This is a genomic window from Pseudomonas sp. Pseusp3 (assembly GCF_047304225.1).
Classification (GTDB): Bacteria; Pseudomonadota; Gammaproteobacteria; order Pseudomonadales; family Pseudomonadaceae; genus Aquipseudomonas; species Aquipseudomonas fluorescens_CD.
This window is the reverse complement of record NZ_JBGLYV010000001.1, coordinates 166,839-185,549: the sequence shown is the minus strand read 5'-3', so window position 1 is coordinate 185,549 and position 18,711 is coordinate 166,839. Positions and strand designations below refer to the sequence as shown.

Genomic DNA, 18,711 nt, shown 5'->3' with positions numbered 1-18,711 from the left:
CCCCCCCCCCTGGGGGCCCCCCCGCCTTTTTATGGTTCTTTGCGGAGTTTCGGGAAACACAGAAACAAAAACGCCGTTTTGCTTGATGATGGTGATGGATACGGCGCTCGCCACAAAGCCGCGCGTTTACTCGCCTTCGTCGAAGTAATTGTTGATCAAGGCCACCAGCGCATCCATCGCTTCCTGTTCCTGCTCGCCTTCCGTGCTCAGATGGATTTTGGTGCCCTTGCCGGCGGCGAGCATCATCATGGCCATGATGCTTTTTCCATCGACGGTGGATTCTGGCGTGCGTCCCACGCGGATCGTGCAACCCGTGAATTGGCCGGCGACACCAACGAATTTTGCAGAAGCGCGGGCATGCAGGCCCAGCTTGTTGATGATTTCGATTTCCAGAGCAGGCATCGCGATGTGAGTCCTTTAGCTGAGGTCGCGGTGGCGAACCTGGACGTTCTTCAGGGATTTTTGCAGCGTCTGCCCCAGACGCTCGGTCAGGTAGACGGAGCGGTGATGTCCGCCCGTGCAGCCAATGGCAATGGTGACGTAGGCGCGGTTGCTGGCGGCAAAACGAGGCAGCCACTTTAGCAGGTATGTGGAAATGTCCTGGAACATCTCTTCGACATCCGGCTGTGCCGCCAGATATTCGGCAACCGGTTGATCGAGCCCGGACTGCTCGCGCAATTCAGGTTTCCAGTAAGGGTTTGGCAGGCAACGCACATCGAACACCAGGTCGGCGTCCACTGGCATGCCGCGTTTGAACCCGAAGGATTCCACCAGGAACGCAGTGCCGGGTTCCGGTTGATTCAACAGGCGCAGTTTGATGGCATCGCGCAGTTGATACAGGTTCAGGCTGGTAGTGTTGATCTTGAGATCGGCGAGGTCGGCAATCGGCCCGAGCAGGACGCTCTCGACGCTGATGGCTTCGGCCAGCGAGCGGTTGGCGTTGGTCAGGGGGTGACGCCGGCGGGTTTCCGAGAAGCGCTTGAGCAGTGTTTCTTCGTCGGCGTCCAGGTACAGGACATCGCACTGGATGTGGCGGCTGCGGACTTCTTCGAGCAGGTCGGGGAAGCGTGACAGGTGGCTGGGCAGGTTGCGGGCGTCAATGGAAACGGCGACCAGCGGCTGCACCAGTTCAGTATGAATCAGCGCTCGTTCGGCCAGTTCCGGCAGCAGGCCGGCAGGCAAATTGTCGATGCAGTAGTACCCGTTGTCCTCAAGGACGTCGAGGGCGGTGCTTTTACCTGAGCCGGAGCGGCCACTGACGATGATCAAGCGCATGATTACTGACCGTTTTGCTCGTCCAGGACAACCTGATACAGGGCTTCATTGCTCGGAGCGCTGCGCAGTTTGTCGCGCACGTCCTTGCGATCGAGCATGCTGGCGATCTGCCGAAGCAGTTCAAGGTGCGCATCGGTGGCGGCTTCCGGGACCAGCAATACGAACAGCAGGTCAACCGGCGCACCATCGATGGCGTCGAAATCGATAGGGGCGTCAAGGTGCATCAATGCACTGATGGGCGATACACAGCCCTTGAGACGGCAATGTGGAATGGCGATGCCGTTGCCAAAACCGGTGGAGCCGAGTTTTTCACGGGCAATCAGCGCCTCGAAGACATCTTGCATCTCCAGACCCGGCACTTCGCGGGCGATCAGATTGGCAATTTGTTCGAGGGCTTTCTTTTTACTGCCACCCGGCACGTTCACCAGGGAACGGCCGGGGGTCAGGATACTTTCAAGTCGGATCATGGGTTGGGAGTGTTAGCGACCGGTTGCGCCCTGAAGGAGGCTCTGGGTCTTTTCCTTATGCTTTTTGAGTTGTTTATCCAGCTTGTCGGTGAGTGCATCGATCGCGGCGTACATATCGGTATGTTCCGCGTTCGCGACCACTTCATTCCCGGGAATATGCAATGTGGCTTCGATTTTCTGCTTCAACTTTTCGACGGTCATCGTGACCTGCACGTTAGTGATCTTGTCGAAGTGTCGCTCCAGTCGTTCGAGTTTTTCGCCGATGTAGGAGCGGAGAGGTTCGGTCACTTCCAGTTGGTGTCCACTGATGTTGACTTGCATACAGCTTCTCCTTCGTTGCCAGTGCATAAAGCGGTAGACCAGATGATCTACCACTGGAACGCTGTGGCGTGGCCCTACATCAACCGCTTGCGTTCGCTCGAAGGCGCGATCCCGAGGGATTCGCGATACTTGGCGACGGTGCGGCGGGCCACCTGAATGCCTTGTGCCTCCAGTAAACCAGCGATCTTGCTGTCACTCAACGGCTTTTTCTGATTTTCCGCGGCAACCAGTTTTTTGATGATCGCCCGGATCGCCGTGGACGAGCATTCGCCGCCTTCGGAGGTGCTTACGTGACTTGAGAAAAAGTATTTCAGTTCATATATGCCCCGGGGGGTATGCATGAACTTCTGGGTGGTCACCCGTGAAATCGTCGACTCATGCATGCCGACCGCTTCGGCGATGTCGTGCAGGACCAGCGGCTTCATGGCTTCGTCGCCATATTCGAGGAACCCGCGCTGATGCTCGACGATCTGGGTGGCTACTTTCATCAGGGTTTCATTGCGGCTTTGCAGGCTCTTGATGAACCAGCGGGCCTCCTGCAACTGATTGCGCATGAACGTGTTATCGGCGCTGGTGTCAGCGCGGCGCACGAAACCGGCGTACTGGGCGTTGACCCGCAGCCGTGGCACCGACTCCTGATTCAGCTCCACCAGCCAGCGCTCGTTGTCCTTGCGCACGATCACGTCGGGAACGACGTACTCGGCTTCGGTGGACTCGATCTGCGAGCCCGGACGCGGGTTGAGGCTCTGGACCAGTTCGATGACCTGGCGCAGTTCATCTTCCTTGAGCTTCATGCGGCGCATCAACTGGCTGTAGTCGCGGCTGCCGAGCAGGTCGATGTAATCGCTGACCAGGCGCTTGGCCTCGGCCAGCCAAGGGGTCTTGGCTGGCAACTGGCGCAATTGCAGCAGCAGGCATTCGCCCAGGTTGCGGGCACCGATGCCGGCGGGCTCGAATTGCTGGATGCGGTGCAGGACGGCTTCGATTTCGTCCAGTTCGATGTCCAGCTCCGGATCGAAGGCTTCGAGGATTTCCTCGAGGGTTTCGTCCAGATAGCCCTGATTGTTGATGCAATCGATCAGGGTCACGGCGATCAGGCGATCGGTGTCGGACATCGGAGCCAGGTTCAGTTGCCACAGCAAGTGGCTTTGCAGGCTTTCGCCGGCCGAGGTGCGGGTGGTGAAGTCCCACTCGTCGTCATCGTTGCTGGGCAGGCTGCTGGCGCTGGTCTGGTAAACGTCTTCCCACGCGGTGTCGACGGGGAGATCGTTGGGGATGCGCTCGTTCCAGTCGCCTTCTTCGAGGTTATCAACCGTCGGGGCGCTTTCCTGGTAGGAGGGTTCCTGGATATCGGTGTTGGGCTTTTGTTCGGCGTTGTCGGCCAAGGGATCGGAATTGTCGAAGTCGTCGCCTTCTTCCTGGCGTTCGAGCATCGGATTGGACTCCAAGGCCTCCTGGATTTCCTGTTGCAGGTCCAGGGTCGACAATTGGAGCAGGCGGATGGCCTGTTGCAGCTGCGGTGTCATCGTCAGCTGCTGGCCCATTCTCAAGACTAGCGATGGTTTCATGGCAGGGGCTTAACACCTTATTCGCCGGCGCACATGCGCCATCCACTACAGGGCGCCGGAGCGCCAAACATAAGCAAATTATATGCCCGAAACTGCAGCGTTTGCCTAGAGCGCTGTAACAATAAAAAAGTGTTGATTTTTTATCGGGACAAGCGCTCGGACGACCTGCCAGATACCTCTGCCTTTACAGGCGGAACTCATGGCCCAGATACACTTCCTTGACCAGGTTGTTGGCCAGGATGGTCTCTGCGTCACCTTCGGCGATCAGTTGGCCGTCATTGACGATATAGGCGGTTTCACAGATATCCAGGGTTTCACGAACGTTGTGGTCCGTGATCAGTACGCCAATGCCCTTGGCCTTGAGGTGGTAGATGATCTGCTTGATGTCCCCGACCGAAATCGGGTCCACGCCGGCGAAGGGTTCGTCGAGGAGGATGAATTTCGGGTTGGTGGCCAGGGCGCGGGCGATTTCCACGCGACGGCGCTCACCACCGGACAGGCTCATGCCGAGGTTGTCGCGGATGTGGCTGATGTGGAATTCCTGTAGCAGGCTTTCCAGCTCCTTGCGACGGCCGGCCTTGTCGAGTTCCTTGCGGGTCTCGAGGATGGCCATGATGTTGTCGGCCACCGACAGTTTGCGAAAGATCGATGCTTCTTGTGGCAAGTAGCCAATACCGGCCTTTGCGCGGCCGTGCATGGGCTGGTGGCTGACATCGTGGTCGTCGATCAGGACGCGGCCCTGGTCGGCTTGCACCAGGCCGACGATCATGTAGAAGCAGGTGGTCTTGCCGGCGCCGTTCGGACCAAGCAGGCCGACGATCTGGCCGCTGTCGATGGACAGGCTGACATCACGCACGACCTGGCGGCTCTTGTAGCTCTTGGCCAGATGCTGAGCTTTCAGAGTTGCCATTACTGGGTTTTCTCGTCAGTTTTCTTCTTCGGCTGGATCACCATGTCGATACGCGGACGTGCCTCGGTGACCTTGCTGCCCGTGGCGCGACCGGCGCTGGCGAGCTTCTTGACCGTGTCGTAGACGATTTTTTCGCCTTGGGTGGTGTTGTTGTCCTTGTCGACAACTTTGGCCTTGTCGATCAGTACGACGCGGTTTTGTGCGGCGTGATACTGGATCGTCACGCCCCAGCCCTGAACGGGCTTGGTGTCGCCAGCTGTTTGCAATTGCTCGAAGTACGCCAGGTTGCCCACCGAGGTCACCACGTCGATGTCGCCAGTCGGGGTGCGGGTGATGGTCACGGTGTTGCCGGTCACCTTCATCGAGCCCTGGGTGATGATCACGTCACCCTTGTAGGTAGCAATACCTTGCTTGTCGTCCAGTTGGGCATCGTCGGCCTGAATGCGGATAGGCTGCTGTTGATCTTCCGGCAGAGCCCAGGCGCTCACGCTTCCCAGTGCTGCGCCCAGACTGAGCAAAATCGGGAGGGTTTTAACGAGCCTCATACTGTCCTCTTACGTTCGATAGCAGGTGTATCCTGCTTTCTTTCAAATACGCTTTCATTCCCTTGCCAGTCGATACACCGCCAGCGCCGTCGATTCTAACGTCTTGCTCGGTCTGCGCATATTGCTGCTGCGGGAACACCGTCATGCGGGTGCTGGTGATCAGGGTTTTACGGTTTTTCTCGTCGAAACGCGTGATGCGCACGTCATCGATCAGTTCGACCTGTGTGCCGTCAGGGTTGACCTCGCCCTGCAGGCTCTGGACGTGCCACGGGAATTCAGTGCCGCGGAACACATTCAGGTCGGGGTTGGTCAGCAACGTCACCTCGGTCGCCTTCAGGTGCTCGACCTTGTCGGACACCAGATCATATTGCAGCCTGCCGTCGGGCAGGTACTGCACGCTGTGGGCGTTGATGGCGTAATAGTCGATCGCGCTTTCATCGACCGGCGTTACCGGCTTGTCGAGGAAGCGCTCCGGGCTGATGTTCCAGTAGCCAACCGCGGCGAATATCGCCGCGATGCAACTGAACAACAGGGTGTTGCGAAACTTTTTGCTCAGCATGGTGGGCTCACAGGTACGCGGCATTGGCCGCATCGAGGCGGTCCTGGGCGCGCAGGATCAATTCGCAGAATTCGCGAGCGGCACCTTCGCCGCCACGGGCGAGGGTGATGCCGTGAGCGTGTTCACGCACGAAGCTGGCGGCATTGGCCACCGCCATGCCCAGGCCGACGCGGCGAATCACCGGCAGGTCCGGCAGGTCGTCGCCGAGGTAGGCCACCTGTTCATAGCCCAGGTTCAGTTGGGCCAGTAGTTCGTCGAGTACCACCAGTTTGTCTTCGCGCCCCTGATAAAGATGCGGGATACCGAGGTTCTTCGCGCGTCGCTCGACCACCGGGGTTTTGCGACCACTGATGATGGCGGTTTGCACGCCGGCCGCCATCAGCATCTTGATACCCTGGCCATCGAGTGTATTGAACGTCTTGAATTCGCTGCCGTCTTCGAGGAAGTACAGGCGTCCATCGGTCAGCACGCCATCGACATCGAACACCGCCAGTTTGATCTGTTTGCCACGTTGCAGCAGGTCCGCACTCATTACATTACTCCCGCACGCAGCAAGTCGTGCATGTTCAGGGCGCCGACCGGGCGGTCTTCGCGGTCGACCACGACCAATGCGTTGATTTTATGGTCTTCCATGATTTTCAGTGCTTCGGCGGCGAGCATCTCGGCGCGCGCGGTCTTGCCATGGGCCGTCATGACCTGGTCGATGATGGCGCTGTGGATATCGATGCTGCGGTCCAGTGTGCGGCGCAAGTCACCGTCGGTGAAGATCCCGGCCAGTTTGCCGTCGGACTCCAGAATGACGGTCATCCCCAGGCCCTTGCGGGTCATTTCCATCAGGGCATCCTTGAGCAGGGTGCCGCGCTGGACCTGCGGCAGGTCCTGGCCGGCGTGCATGACATTTTCCACTTTCAGCAACAGGCGTCGGCCCAGGGCGCCGCCGGGATGGGAAAAGGCGAAGTCTTCGGCGGTAAAGCCGCGGGCTTCCAGCAGCGCGACTGCCAGGGCGTCGCCCATGACCAGGGCGGCGGTGGTCGACGAAGTGGGAGCCAGGTTCAACGGGCAGGCTTCGTGTTCGACGTGAACATTCAGGTTGACCTCGGCGGCCTTGGCCAGCGGCGAGTCAGGGTTGCCGGTCATGCTGATCAATTGAATGCCCAGGCGCTTGATCAGTGGCAGCAGGGTAACGATTTCATTGGTGGAGCCGGAGTTCGAGAGCGCCAGGATGATGTCGTCGCGGGTAATCATGCCCATGTCGCCGTGGCTGGCTTCAGCCGGGTGCACGAAAAATGCCGTGGTGCCGGTGCTGGCCAGGGTCGCGGCGATCTTGTTGCCGATGTGCCCCGACTTGCCCATGCCGACCACGACCACGCGGCCTTTGCTGGCCAGAATCATCTCGCAAGCGCGTACGAAATCTGCGTCGATATGGGGTAGCAGGCCTTGCACGGCTTCTACCTCGAGGCGGATGGTGCGTTGTGCTGATTGAATCAGGTCGCTGGATTGGCTCATGTCAGAAATCGTATAGCCTGATGAAAAGGCGGCGATTATAGCGGTTATGATCGAATCCCTCACGCATGTTCGTCGCGCATTGTTATTCCCGGTTACCGAAAACCTTCTAAACGGGGCTTTCAAGCGGCCATGCGGTTGAACTTGGCTCGGCTTTGGCCTTGGGCGCGTACCCTTTGCGGTGATATAGTTCGCCGCCAGTTCGGCCTGCCCGGGAGGTATGTGCTTTCCTCGGAAAGCCAGGCGTCCGAGTGAGAGGCTGCATCGCAAGGAGTTTAGATGAGTGCCGATAACGCCTACGCGGTCGAGCTGAAGGGACTGTCCTTCAAGCGCGGTGCGCGCAGCATTTTCAATAATGTCGATATCCGTATCCCACGCGGCAAGGTCACCGGAATCATGGGGCCTTCCGGGTGTGGCAAGACCACGCTTTTGCGCCTGATGGGCGCCCAACTGCGGCCCACCAAGGGCGAAGTCTGGGTCAACGGTCAGAATCTGCCCAAGCTGTCGCGCAGCGACCTGTTCGATGCGCGCAAGCATATGGGCGTGCTTTTTCAGAGCGGCGCACTGTTTACCGACCTCGATGTGTTCGAGAACGTCGCTTTTCCGTTGCGGGTTCATACGCAACTGCCGGATGAAATGATCCGCGACATCGTCCTGCTCAAACTGCAGGCCGTGGGCTTGCGCGGTGCCATCGATCTGATGCCCGACGAGCTTTCCGGCGGCATGAAGCGTCGTGTCGCGCTGGCCCGGGCAATTGCGCTCGACCCGCAGATCCTCATGTACGACGAGCCCTTTGTCGGCCAGGACCCTATTGCAATGGGCGTTCTGGTGCGCCTCATTCGTCTGCTCAACGATGCGCTGGGCATCACCAGCATCGTGGTATCCCACGACCTGGCCGAGACCGCGAGCATTGCCGATTACATTTATGTGGTGGGCGATGGTCAGGTGTTGGGGCAGGGGACACCGGACGAGTTGATGAACTCGGATGAACCGCGCATTCGTCAGTTCATGACCGGCGAACCCGACGGCCCGGTTCCGTACCACTTTCCAGCGACGGATTACCGCGCAGATCTTCTGGGGAAGCGCTGATGCGCAGAATTTCATTGATAGAGCGCGTTCGCCGCTTCGGCCAGGCCGGCATCGATGCGCTGGCGGTGTTCGGGCGTTCGAGCCTGTTCCTGTTCCATGCCTTGCTGGGCCGGGGCGGTATCGGCGGCGGCTTCGGGCTACTGGTCAAGCAATTGCATTCGGTGGGCGTGATGTCCCTGGTGATCATCGTGGTCTCCGGGGTGTTCATCGGCATGGTGCTGGCGCTGCAGGGCTTCAACATTCTTTCCAGCTATGGTTCAGAGCAGGCTGTCGGGCAGATGGTTGCCCTGACGCTGCTGCGTGAGCTGGGGCCGGTGGTGACTGCCTTGCTGTTCGCCGGGCGTGCCGGTTCGGCGTTGACCGCCGAAATCGGCAACATGAAGTCCACCGAGCAGCTGTCCAGCCTGGAAATGATCGGGGTTGACCCGCTCAAGTACATCATCGCGCCACGCTTGTGGGCCGGTTTCATTTCCCTGCCGGTGCTGGCGATGATTTTCAGCGTGGTGGGTATCTGGGGCGGCTCGTGGGTGGCTGTCGACTGGCTGGGGGTCTATGAAGGTTCCTACTGGTCGAACATGCAGAACAGCGTGACGTTCACCGACGATGTGCTCAACGGGATCATCAAAAGTATCGTCTTTGCCTTTGTTGTGACCTGGATCGCCGTATTCCAAGGCTATGACTGCGAACCCACTTCCGAGGGGATCAGTCGTGCCACTACCAAGACCGTTGTATATGCCTCGTTGGCAGTACTCGGCCTGGACTTTATTCTGACCGCCTTGATGTTTGGAGATTTCTGATGCAAAACCGCACCCTGGAAATCGGTGTCGGCCTTTTCTTGCTGGCTGGCATCCTGGCTTTGCTCTTGTTGGCGTTGCGGGTCAGCGGCCTGTCCCCGACTCCGAGCACCGACACGTATAAACTTTACGCCTACTTCGACAATATCGCCGGTTTGACTGTCAGAGCAAAGGTGACCATGGCCGGTGTGACCATCGGCAAGGTCACCGCTATCGATCTGGATCGCGACAGTTTCACCGGTCGGGTGACCATGCAGCTGGAAAAACGCATCGATAATCTTCCGGCGGACTCTACTGCATCTATCCTGACTGCTGGCCTGTTGGGCGAGAAGTACATCGGTATCAGCGTGGGCGGGGAAGACACCCTGCTCAAGGATGGTGGAACCATCCATGACACGCAGTCATCGCTGGTGCTCGAAGATCTGATCGGTAAATTCCTGCTCAATACCGTTAGCAAAGAAGCTAAATGAGGAACTGTTAAATGATCTCTATCTTGCGACGTGGCCTGTTGGTAATGCTCGCGGTGTTTCCGTTGGTGTCCCATGCCGTAGCGGCGCCTTCGGCGCACGAACTGGTGCAGGACACAACCAACCGTATGCTCGCGGATCTGGCGGCAAACAAAGAGAAGTACAAGAAGGACCCGCAGGACTTCTATACGGCGCTGGACAACATCGTCGGGCCGGTTGTGGATGCCGAGGGTATTTCCAAGAGCATCATGACGGTCAAATACTCGAAGAAAGCTACGCCTGCGCAGATGAAGACCTTCGAAGAAAACTTCAAGAAGGGTCTGTTCCAGTTCTACGGCAACGCCTTGCTGGAGTACAACAACCAGGGGATCACCGTTGAACCGGCCAAAGACGAGTCGGGCGACCGTACCAGCGTTGGCATGACCGTCAAGGGCAGCAGCGGCGCGATCTATCCGGTGTCCTACACGCTGGAAAAGATCAACGGCGAGTGGAAGCTGCGTAACGTCATCATCAACGGCATCAACATCGGCAAGCTGTTCCGCGATCAGTTCGCCGATGCGATGCAGCGCAATGGCAACGACCTGGACAAGACCATCAATGGTTGGGCCGGGGAAGTCGCCAAGGCCAAGGAAGCCACCGACAAGAAACCAGAGCAGCCGGCCCAATGAATGAGTCGGCAGTCCGGATGGACGAAGCGGGCGAGCTGCGACTCAGTGGCGTGCTGGATTACCGCACCGGCCCTGGCCTGCGCGAGCAGGGCAAAGCGCTGATCAAGGCCAGCAAGGCCGCGGCGCTGGTAATCGATTGCTCGGCGGTGACCAAGTCCAGCAGTGTCGGTTTGTCGTTGCTGCTGTGCTTCATCCGCGATGCGCAGGCGGCCGGCAAGGCCCTGAGCATCCGCGGGATGCCGGAAGACATGCGTGAAATCGCTCAGGTCAGCGAGCTGACCGAGCTGTTTGCGCAACCCTGAACCGCATCTATAAAGAAGCCCTCCGTCCGAGTCCTGCTTGGCGGGGTTCGCAGGCGCGGGGCTTTTTTGTATGATGTCCGACCCGCGCGCACAGGGCGCCGATTGAGGTTGAGCATGCAGGCCAACGAAGTTAAGAGCTTTCTTGAAGGAAAGCTGCCCGGAACGAAAGTAGAAGTCGAGGGCGAAGGCTGCAATTTCCAGCTGAACGTGATTAGCGATGAACTGGCGGCGTTGAGCCCGGTGAAGCGTCAGCAGCAGGTCTATGCCCATTTGAACCCATGGATCACCGATGGCAGCATCCATGCGGTCACTATGAAATTTTTCAGCAGCGCGGCCTGGGCCGAGCGCACCTGAGCCCAAGGGCGTCGAGATTCTTATGGATAAACTGATTATTACCGGTGGCGCTCGTCTTGATGGCGAGATCCGCATTTCCGGGGCAAAGAACTCTGCCCTGCCGATCCTGGCTGCCACTTTGCTGTGCGATGGCCCGGTGACCGTGGCCAACCTGCCGCACCTGCACGACATCACCACCATGATCGAGCTGTTCGGTCGCATGGGCATTGAGCCGGTGATCGATGAGAAGCTCGCCGTCGAAATCGACCCGCGCACCATCAAGACTCTGGTCGCACCGTACGAGCTGGTTAAAACCATGCGTGCGTCGATTCTGGTGCTGGGCCCGATGGTTGCCCGTTTCGGTGAAGCCGAAGTCGCCTTGCCTGGCGGTTGCGCCATCGGTTCGCGTCCGGTTGACCTGCACATCCGTGGCCTGGAAGCCATGGGCGCGGTCATTGATGTCGAAGGCGGCTACATCAAGGCCAAGGCCCCTGAAGGCGGCCTGCGCGGTGCGCACTTCTTCTTCGATACCGTCAGCGTGACCGGTACCGAAAACATCATGATGGCCGCTGCCCTGGCCAAGGGCCGTAGCGTACTGGCAAACGCCGCACGCGAGCCCGAAGTGGTCGACCTGGCGAACTTCCTGAACGCCATGGGTGCCAAGGTTTCCGGCGCCGGTACCGATACCATCACCATCGATGGCGTCGAGCGTCTGCACACCACCACTTATAAAGTGATGCCCGACCGTATCGAAACCGGCACCTATCTGGTGGCGGCAGCCGTCACCGGTGGCCGCGTGAAGGTCAAGGACACGGATCCGACCATCCTTGAAGCCGTTCTGGAAAAACTCCGCGAGTCCGGTGCCGAAATCACCACCGGCGAAGACTGGATCGAGCTGAACATGCATGGCAAGCGGCCTAAAGCCGTGAACGTGCGGACCGCTCCGTACCCGGCGTTCCCGACCGACATGCAGGCGCAGTTCATCTCCCTCAACGCCATTGCCGAAGGCACTGGCGCCGTGATCGAGACGATCTTCGAAAACCGTTTCATGCACGTCTACGAACTGCACCGCATGGGCGCCAAGATCCAGGTCGAGGGCAACACCGCGATCGTCACCGGCACCGAAAAGCTCAAGGGCGCGCCAGTCATGGCGACCGACCTGCGTGCTTCGGCCAGCCTGGTGATCTCGGCCCTGGTCGCCGAAGGCGACACGCTGATCGATCGCATCTACCACATAGATCGTGGCTACGAGTGCATCGAAGAAAAACTGCAGATGCTGGGCGCTAGGATCCGTCGCGTTCCGGGCTAGTTTCAGCTGCATGGGCACAGGGAGGTGCCCGTTGAATTGTTGTAGAGGTCGAGCCGGTTTCCGGCTCGATGCGTGTCCGGCGCCGATTGTGACCGGGCATAAGATTCCTGATTAAGGCGTTTCCCATGCTGACTATCGCACTGTCCAAGGGCCGCATCCTCGACGACACCCTGCCGCTTCTGGCTGAAGCGGGCATCGTGCCGACCGAGAATCCGGACAAGAGCCGCAAGCTGATCATCCCCACGACCCAGGACGATGTTCGTCTGCTGATCGTGCGTGCCACCGATGTGCCGACCTATGTCGAGCATGGTGCTGCCGACCTCGGTGTCGCCGGTAAAGATGTGCTGATGGAATACGGCGGCCAGGGCCTGTACGAGCCGCTGGACCTGCAGATTGCCCAGTGCAAGCTGATGACCGCCGGTAAAGTCGGCGCGGTCGAGCCCAAGGGCCGTCTGCGTATCGCCACCAAATTCGTCAACGTTGCCAAGCGCTACTATGCCGAACAGGGACGTCAGGTCGACATCATCAAGCTCTACGGTTCGATGGAGCTGGCGCCGCTGATCGGTCTGGCGGACAAGATCATCGACGTGGTCGACACTGGTAACACGCTGCGGGCCAACGGCCTGGAGCCACAGGATTTCATCGCGGCCATCAGCTCGCGGCTGATCGTCAACAAGGCATCGATGAAGATGCAGCACGCCCGTATCCAGGCGTTGATCGACACCCTGCGCAAGGCAGTGGAGTCTCGACACCGCGGCTGACTCACCTGCGCGACGTTGAGTCGCGCCCGTCTATCCGCCTCATAGCCAGAATTCTCAGGTGCCCAAGCGGATGGAGTGCTAGCTTCGGGCGCCTGAGTTTTTGCCATTCCTATGAGGCTCTCGCTATGACCGCACTGACTGCAATTCGCCGACTCAACGCTGCTGACCCGGATTTCGCGCATCATCTGGATCATCTGCTGAGCTGGGAAAGTGTGTCTGACGACTCGGTCAATCAGCGGGTGCTGGACATCATCAAGACCGTGCGTGAGCGTGGCGACGCGGCACTGGTGGACTACACCCGCCAGTTCGATGGCCTGGACGTGAAGTCCATGGCCGACCTGATCCTGCCGCGCGAGCGTCTGGAGCTGGCACTCACCCGCATCTCCGTGGCCCAGCGTGAAGCCCTGGAAGTCGCCGCGGCTCGTGTGCGCAGCTACCACGAAAAACAGAAGCAGGACTCCTGGAGCTACACCGAGGCAGACGGCACCGTGCTGGGCCAGAAGGTCACGCCGCTGGATCGCGCCGGTCTGTACGTACCGGGTGGCAAGGCGTCGTACCCGTCGTCGGTGCTGATGAATGCGATTCCGGCCAAGGTCGCCGGTGTCACCGAAGTGGTCATGGTTGTTCCGACCCCGCGCGGTGAAATCAATGAGCTTGTGCTGGCTGCGGCCTGCATCGCCGGTGTCGACCGCGTATTCACCATCGGCGGCGCCCAGGCCGTCGCGGCCCTGGCTTACGGCACCGAAAGCGTGCCGCAGGTCGACAAGGTCGTCGGCCCGGGCAACATCTATGTGGCTACGGCCAAGCGCCACGTGTTTGGCCAGGTCGGGATCGACATGATCGCCGGTCCTTCCGAGATCCTCGTGGTGTGCGACGGCCAGACCGATCCGGACTGGATCGCCATGGACCTGTTCTCCCAGGCCGAGCACGACGAAGACGCCCAGGCCATTCTGGTCAGCCCCGACGCCGAGTTCCTCGACAAGGTCGCCGCCAGCATCGCCAAGTTGTTGCCGACCATGGAGCGTGCCGCGATTATCGAAACCTCGATCAATGGCCGTGGTGCCTTGATCAAGGTGCGTGACATGGAGCAAGCCATCGAAGTCGCCAACCGCATCGCGCCGGAGCACCTCGAATTGTCCGTTGCCGATCCACAAGCCTGGCTGCCGCAGATCCGCCACGCCGGCGCAATCTTCATGGGCCGTCACACTTCCGAAGCCCTGGGCGATTACTGCGCCGGCCCGAACCACGTGTTGCCGACTTCCGGCACCGCACGGTTCTCTTCGCCGCTGGGTGTGTATGACTTCCAGAAACGCTCGTCGATCATCTTCTGCTCCGAGCAGGGCGCTTCCGAGTTGGGCAAAACCGCTTCCGTACTGGCCCGTGGCGAGTCGCTGAGCGCCCACGCGCGTAGCGCCGAATACCGCATCGTCGACGAAGACTTTCCACAAGGGCAGGGGAACTGAGCATGAGTAAATTCTGGAGCCCGTTCGTCAAGAATCTGGTGCCTTACGTACCGGGCGAACAGCCTAAGCTGACCAAACTGGTCAAGCTCAACACCAACGAAAACCCGTACGGCCCATCGCCGAAAGCCTTGGCCGCGATGCAAATCGAATTGAATGACAACCTGCGTCTGTACCCGGACCCGAACAGCGATCTGCTCAAGCAAGCCGTCGCCAGGTACTACGGCGTGCAAGGCAATCAGGTGTTCCTCGGCAACGGTTCCGATGAAGTGCTGGCGCACATCTTCCACGGTTTGCTGCAGCACGATCAGCCGCTGCTGTTCCCGGACATCAGCTACAGCTTCTACCCGGTCTACTGCGGGTTGTACGGCATCCGGTTCGACGCGGTGCCGCTGGACGAGCAATTCCAGATCAACCCGGCGGACTACGCCAAGCCAAACGGCGGGATCATTTTCCCCAACCCGAATGCGCCGACCGGCTGCCTGTTGGCGCTGGAGGCGGTGGAGCAGATTCTCAAGGCCAGCCCGGATTCGGTGGTCGTTGTGGATGAGGCTTACATCGATTTCGGCGGCGAGACGGCAATCACGCTGGTCGATCGTTATCCGAACCTGCTGGTCACCCAGACCCTGTCCAAGTCCCGTTCCCTGGCCGGTCTGCGAGTTGGCCTGGCGGTGGGGCATCCGGACCTGATCGAGGCGCTGGAGCGGATCAAGAACAGTTTCAACTCCTATCCGATCGATCGCATGGCGAATGTCGGTGCGGCGGCGGCGTTCGAGGATCGCGAGTATTTCGACAAGACCTGTAGCCTGGTGATCGAACACCGTGAATGGGTGATTGGGCAGCTGCAGGCCAAGGGCTTCGAAGTCCTGCCCTCGGCGGCGAACTTCATTTTCGCTCGTCACCCCCGGCATGATGCAGCGGGCCTGGCAGCGAAGTTGCGTGAGCAAGGCGTGATCGTCCGGCACTTCAAGCAGGAGCGGATTGCCCAGTTCCTGCGGATCTCCATCGGCACGCCAGAGCAGAATCAGGCGCTGATCGACGGTCTCGGCGACCTCTAAACCATCGCTGCCCCCCTGTAGGAGCGAGCTTGCTCGCGAAGGTGTGTCAGTGACACCGCTTAATCTGACACTCCATCGCGAGCAAGCTCGCTCCTACAGAGGGGTTGTATTGGCCGCTTACTCTGCTTCTTCCTGGTCTTTGGCCGGTGCCGGTGGCGGACGCAAACCGATTTCCGCGGTCAGCTTGAGTTCCTTGCCATTGCGCATGACCTGGATCGTAACCTTGTCAGTCGGCTTGATCCGCGCCACCTGATTCATCGAGCGACGGCCATCACCGGCCGGTTCGCCATCGATGGAAAGAATCACATCACCCAGTTGCAGACCGGCCTTCTGTGCCGGACCGTCACGGAAAATCCCCGCCACGACAATGCCCGGGCGCCCGGACAAGCCGAACGATTCGGCCAGTTCCTGGGTCAGCGGCTGCACTTCGATACCCAGCCAGCCACGAATCACCTGGCCGTGCTCGATGATCGACTTCATCACTTCCATCGCCAGTTTCACCGGGATCGCGAAACCGATGCCCTGGGAGCCTCCGGACTTGGAGAAGATCGCCGTGTTGATGCCGGTCAGATTGCCGACGGCATCCACCAGCGCGCCGCCAGAGTTGCCGGGGTTGATGGCGGCGTCGGTCTGGATGAAGTCTTCGTAGTTGTTCAGGCCCAGCTGGTTGCGGCCGGTGGCGCTGATGATGCCCATGGTCACGGTCTGGCCGACGCCGAACGGGTTGCCGATGGCCAGTGCGACGTCGCCGATGCGGATGTTGTCGGAACGCCCCACCGTGATCGACGGCAGGTTTTTCAGGTCGATTTTCAGAACCGCGAGGTCAGTCTCCGGGTCGCTGCCGATCACCCGCGCCAGGGTTTCCCGGCCGTCCTTGAGCGCCACCACGATCTGGTCAGCGCCGCTGGTCACGTGGTTGTTGGTCAGGATGTAGCCTTCCGGGCTCATGATCACGCCGGAGCCAAGGCTCGACTCCATGCGTTTCTGCTTGGGTGAGTTGTCGCCGAAGAAGCGCCGGAACTGCGGATCTTCGAACAACGGATGGTTGGGTTTGTTGATGACTTTGGTGGTGTACAGGTTCACCACCGACGGCGCCGCGGTGGTTACCGCGTCGGCATAGGACACCGGACCCTGCTGCATGCTGGTGGTTTGCGGCGCTTGTTGCAGATTGACGTCGAGGCTCGGGAGCCCGACCCACTGCGGGTAACGCTGGATTATCAAAAGAGCGACAAGCACGCCGGCCAACAGCGGCCAGCCGGAAAAACGCAGCGCCTTGAGCATTAAGCACTTCCTGAGAGAGTTGCAGGCGGTATGAGACCGCTCATAATGACGCGCATTATACGAGGCCGAACGCGCCTCTGAACGGGATATTTAGGAGTCTTTTATGGCCGTCGCCCTGAGCACCCTGGTCGAAGAAGCCGACCGCTACCTTAACAGTGCCAAGATTACCGATTATTGCCCCAACGGCCTGCAGGTCGAGGGGCGGCCGCAAGTGATGCGCATTGTCAGCGGCGTCACCGCGAGCCAGGCTTTGCTCGATGCCGCCGTGGAGGCCAATGCCGACCTGGTGCTGGTGCATCACGGCTACTTCTGGAAAGGCGAAAATCCGTGCATCACCGGCATGAAACAGCGCCGCTTGAAGACCCTGCTCAAGCACGATATCAGCCTGTTGTCCTATCACCTGCCGCTGGACCTGCACCCGGACGTCGGCAATAACGTGCAACTTGCCCGTCAGTTGGACATCACCGTGGAAGGGCCGCTGGACCCGGACAACCTGAAGATCGTCGGCCTGGTCGGCTCGCTGAATGAGCCGATGACGCCCCGGGATTTCGCCCGCCGCGTGCAGGAAGTCATGGGCCGTGAGCCGCTGTTGATCGAAGGCAGCGCCATGATCCGCCGCGTCGGCTGGTGCACCGGTGGCGGCCAGGGTTACATCGACCAGGCCATTCTGGCCGGAGTCGATCTGTACCTCAGCGGCGAAGCTTCCGAGCAAACCTTCCACAGTGCCCGGGAAAACGACATCAGTTTCATCGCCGCCGGTCACCATGCGACCGAACGCTACGGCGTCCAGGCGCTGGGGGATTACCTGGCGCGGCGGTTTGCGCTGGAGCACATCTTCATCGATTGCCCGAATCCGATCTGAACGCGCGAGATCCTGATACTGTAGGAGCGAGCTCGCTCGCGATAAACCTGAGAGCACCACGGGGTGTCAGATTCCCAGCATTATTGTTGCCGACCATCGCGAGCAAGCTCGCTCCTACAGGGGTTGAGCCCAAACAGGCAGGCATATTCATATGCTCTTTCGATCTAGTTGGCGTCCTGATTAGAAGAGGTCGCTGTGCTAGGATCCCCGCTCGAACACGGCCCGCTGGCCGTTCATAAGAAAGCTTTCGTGAGTAGCCATGGTCGACAAACTGACGCATCTGAAACAGCTGGAGGCGGAAAGCATCCACATCATCCGCGAGGTGGCCGCCGAGTTCGACAACCCGGTGATGCTGTACTCCATCGGTAAAGACTCCGCCGTGATGCTGCATCTGGCACGCAAGGCGTTCTTCCCGGGCAAGCTGCCGTTTCCGGTGATGCACGTCGACACTCGCTGGAAATTCCAGGAGATGTACGCCTTCCGCGACAAGATGGTCGCCGAGCTGGGCCTGGACCTGATCACCCACGTCAACCCGGACGGCGTGGCGCAGGACATCAACCCGTTCACCCACGGCAGCGCCAAGCACACCGACATCATGAAGACCGAGGGCCTCAAGCAGGCACTCGACAAGCATGGTTTCGACGCAGCTTTTGGCGGCGCCCGTCGCGATGAAGAGAAATCCCGCGCCAAGGAGCGTGTGTACTCGTTCCGCGACAGCAAGCACCGCTGGGATCCGAAGAACCAGCGTCCCGAGCTGTGGAACGTCTACAACGGCAAGGTCAACAAGGGCGAGTCGATCCGCGTCTTCCCGTTGTCGAACTGGACCGAGCTGGACATCTGGCAGTACATCTACCTTGAAGGCATCCCGATCGTTCCGCTGTACTTCGCCGCCGAGCGTGAAGTCATCGAGAAGAACGGCACGCTGATCATGATCGACGACGAGCGCATCCTCGAACACCTGAGCGATGAAGAAAAAGCCCGCATCGTCAAAAAGAAAGTGCGTTTCCGTACCCTTGGTTGCTACCCGTTGACGGGCGCGGTGGAGTCCGAGGCCGAAAGCCTCACGGACATCATTCAGGAAATGCTCCTGACGCGAACTTCCGAGCGCCAGGGCCGTGTCATCGACCACGATGGCGCAGGCTCGATGGAAGACAAAAAACGTCAAGGTTATTTCTAAGG

The 18,711-nt window shown here is 59.7% G+C and carries 23 protein-coding genes and 1 pseudogene; 12 read left to right on the top strand and 12 right to left on the bottom strand.

Annotated features, from left to right (window positions below; translation table 11 throughout):
* Positions 1-126 precede the first annotated feature (126 nt).
* From ACCD00_RS00930 to ACCD00_RS00885, 10 genes are all read right to left on the bottom strand, one after another.
* Positions 127-402, bottom strand: a complete 276-nt coding sequence (locus ACCD00_RS00930) for an HPr family phosphocarrier protein (protein WP_413421119.1) — start codon at positions 400-402, stop codon at positions 127-129.
* Between the two features lie 15 nt (positions 403-417).
* Complete coding sequence (gene rapZ, locus ACCD00_RS00925; protein WP_413421117.1) at positions 418-1,275, bottom strand: RNase adapter RapZ; 858 nt, start codon at positions 1,273-1,275, stop codon at positions 418-420.
* 2 nt (positions 1,276-1,277) lie between these two features.
* Positions 1,278-1,742, bottom strand: coding sequence for a PTS IIA-like nitrogen regulatory protein PtsN (ptsN, locus tag ACCD00_RS00920; protein WP_008018718.1), 465 nt, complete (start codon positions 1,740-1,742; stop codon positions 1,278-1,280).
* A 12-nt stretch (positions 1,743-1,754) separates the two neighbouring features.
* A complete protein-coding gene (gene hpf / locus ACCD00_RS00915; RefSeq protein WP_008018717.1) occupies positions 1,755-2,063 on the bottom strand; it encodes a ribosome hibernation-promoting factor, HPF/YfiA family in 309 nt (102 codons plus the stop codon).
* Between the two features lie 74 nt (positions 2,064-2,137).
* Positions 2,138-3,631 (bottom strand): RNA polymerase factor sigma-54, encoded by a 1,494-nt coding sequence (locus ACCD00_RS00910; protein ID WP_413421114.1) that lies wholly within the window; start codon positions 3,629-3,631, stop codon positions 2,138-2,140.
* A gap of 184 nt (positions 3,632-3,815) precedes the next feature.
* A complete protein-coding gene (lptB, locus tag ACCD00_RS00905) occupies positions 3,816-4,541 on the bottom strand; it encodes an LPS export ABC transporter ATP-binding protein (protein ID WP_007986698.1) in 726 nt (241 codons plus the stop codon).
* Positions 4,541-5,086 carry a lipopolysaccharide transport periplasmic protein LptA gene (gene lptA, locus ACCD00_RS00900; RefSeq protein WP_413421112.1) on the bottom strand — a complete coding sequence of 182 codons (546 nt, stop codon included), beginning with the start codon at positions 5,084-5,086 and terminating at the stop codon, positions 4,541-4,543. The genes lptB and lptA overlap by 1 nt, the downstream gene beginning before the upstream one ends.
* Positions 5,073-5,645, bottom strand: a complete 573-nt coding sequence (gene lptC / locus ACCD00_RS00895) for an LPS export ABC transporter periplasmic protein LptC (protein WP_413421110.1) — start codon at positions 5,643-5,645, stop codon at positions 5,073-5,075. The genes lptA and lptC overlap by 14 nt, the downstream gene beginning before the upstream one ends.
* 7 nt (positions 5,646-5,652) lie before the next feature.
* Positions 5,653-6,177 carry a KdsC family phosphatase gene (locus tag ACCD00_RS00890; RefSeq protein WP_413421108.1) on the bottom strand — a complete coding sequence of 175 codons (525 nt, stop codon included), beginning with the start codon at positions 6,175-6,177 and terminating at the stop codon, positions 5,653-5,655.
* Positions 6,177-7,151 carry a KpsF/GutQ family sugar-phosphate isomerase gene (locus ACCD00_RS00885; protein ID WP_413421106.1) on the bottom strand — a complete coding sequence of 325 codons (975 nt, stop codon included), beginning with the start codon at positions 7,149-7,151 and terminating at the stop codon, positions 6,177-6,179. Before ACCD00_RS00885 ends, ACCD00_RS00890 begins: the two co-directional genes overlap by 1 nt.
* Before the next feature lie 276 nt (positions 7,152-7,427).
* On the opposite strand from ACCD00_RS00885, the gene ACCD00_RS00880 reads away from it, so the two are divergent.
* The 10 genes from ACCD00_RS00880 (at position 7,428) to hisC (ending at position 15,389) form a co-directional block, all read left to right on the top strand.
* A complete protein-coding gene (locus tag ACCD00_RS00880) occupies positions 7,428-8,237 on the top strand; it encodes an ATP-binding cassette domain-containing protein (protein WP_008018709.1) in 810 nt (269 codons plus the stop codon).
* Complete coding sequence (mlaE, locus tag ACCD00_RS00875; protein ID WP_008018708.1) at positions 8,237-9,034, top strand: lipid asymmetry maintenance ABC transporter permease subunit MlaE; 798 nt, start codon at positions 8,237-8,239, stop codon at positions 9,032-9,034. Before ACCD00_RS00880 ends, mlaE begins: the two co-directional genes overlap by 1 nt.
* Complete coding sequence (gene mlaD / locus ACCD00_RS00870) at positions 9,034-9,501, top strand: outer membrane lipid asymmetry maintenance protein MlaD (protein WP_007970271.1); 468 nt, start codon at positions 9,034-9,036, stop codon at positions 9,499-9,501. Before mlaE ends, mlaD begins: the two co-directional genes overlap by 1 nt.
* A gap of 11 nt (positions 9,502-9,512) precedes the next feature.
* On the top strand, positions 9,513-10,166 hold the full coding sequence (locus ACCD00_RS00865) for a phospholipid-binding protein MlaC (protein ID WP_413421103.1): 654 nt from the start codon (positions 9,513-9,515) through the stop codon (positions 10,164-10,166).
* On the top strand, positions 10,163-10,468 hold the full coding sequence (locus ACCD00_RS00860) for a lipid asymmetry maintenance protein MlaB (RefSeq protein ID WP_413421101.1): 306 nt from the start codon (positions 10,163-10,165) through the stop codon (positions 10,466-10,468). The genes ACCD00_RS00865 and ACCD00_RS00860 overlap by 4 nt, the downstream gene beginning before the upstream one ends.
* Before the next feature lie 114 nt (positions 10,469-10,582).
* Positions 10,583-10,822, top strand: a complete 240-nt coding sequence (locus ACCD00_RS00855; protein ID WP_020796650.1) for a BolA family protein — start codon at positions 10,583-10,585, stop codon at positions 10,820-10,822.
* 22 nt (positions 10,823-10,844) lie between these two features.
* On the top strand, positions 10,845-12,110 hold the full coding sequence (murA, locus tag ACCD00_RS00850) for a UDP-N-acetylglucosamine 1-carboxyvinyltransferase (protein ID WP_413421098.1): 1,266 nt from the start codon (positions 10,845-10,847) through the stop codon (positions 12,108-12,110).
* A 125-nt stretch (positions 12,111-12,235) separates the two neighbouring features.
* Positions 12,236-12,871 carry an ATP phosphoribosyltransferase gene (gene hisG, locus ACCD00_RS00845; RefSeq protein WP_007970278.1) on the top strand — a complete coding sequence of 212 codons (636 nt, stop codon included), beginning with the start codon at positions 12,236-12,238 and terminating at the stop codon, positions 12,869-12,871.
* Positions 12,872-12,996: 125 nt separating this feature from the next.
* Positions 12,997-14,334: a histidinol dehydrogenase gene (gene hisD / locus ACCD00_RS00840; protein WP_413421096.1), complete on the top strand. Its 1,338-nt coding sequence runs from the start codon at positions 12,997-12,999 to the stop codon at positions 14,332-14,334.
* A gap of 2 nt (positions 14,335-14,336) precedes the next feature.
* The gene (gene hisC / locus ACCD00_RS00835) at positions 14,337-15,389 is read left to right on the top strand and encodes a histidinol-phosphate transaminase (protein ID WP_413421094.1); all 1,053 of its coding nucleotides are present in this window, start codon (positions 14,337-14,339) and stop codon (positions 15,387-15,389) included.
* Between the two features lie 117 nt (positions 15,390-15,506).
* Here hisC and algW read toward each other — a convergent pair whose 3' ends face one another.
* Positions 15,507-16,670, bottom strand: coding sequence for a Do family serine endopeptidase AlgW (gene algW, locus ACCD00_RS00830; protein ID WP_413421092.1), 1,164 nt, complete (start codon positions 16,668-16,670; stop codon positions 15,507-15,509).
* Between the two features lie 103 nt (positions 16,671-16,773).
* Between algW and ACCD00_RS00825 the strand changes: the two genes are divergently transcribed.
* Positions 16,774-17,532 carry a Nif3-like dinuclear metal center hexameric protein gene (locus tag ACCD00_RS00825; RefSeq protein WP_008018698.1) on the top strand — a complete coding sequence of 253 codons (759 nt, stop codon included), beginning with the start codon at positions 16,774-16,776 and terminating at the stop codon, positions 17,530-17,532.
* A 16-nt stretch (positions 17,533-17,548) separates the two neighbouring features.
* Here ACCD00_RS00825 and ACCD00_RS00820 read toward each other — a convergent pair.
* Positions 17,549-17,677 (bottom strand): annotated as a pseudogene (locus ACCD00_RS00820) (outer membrane lipoprotein carrier protein LolA); the annotation flags it as partial.
* Between the two features lie 114 nt (positions 17,678-17,791).
* Here ACCD00_RS00820 and cysD point away from each other — a divergent pair.
* Positions 17,792-18,709: a sulfate adenylyltransferase subunit CysD gene (cysD, locus tag ACCD00_RS00815; RefSeq protein ID WP_413421089.1), complete on the top strand. Its 918-nt coding sequence runs from the start codon at positions 17,792-17,794 to the stop codon at positions 18,707-18,709.
* The last annotated feature ends 2 nt before the right edge of the window (positions 18,710-18,711 follow it).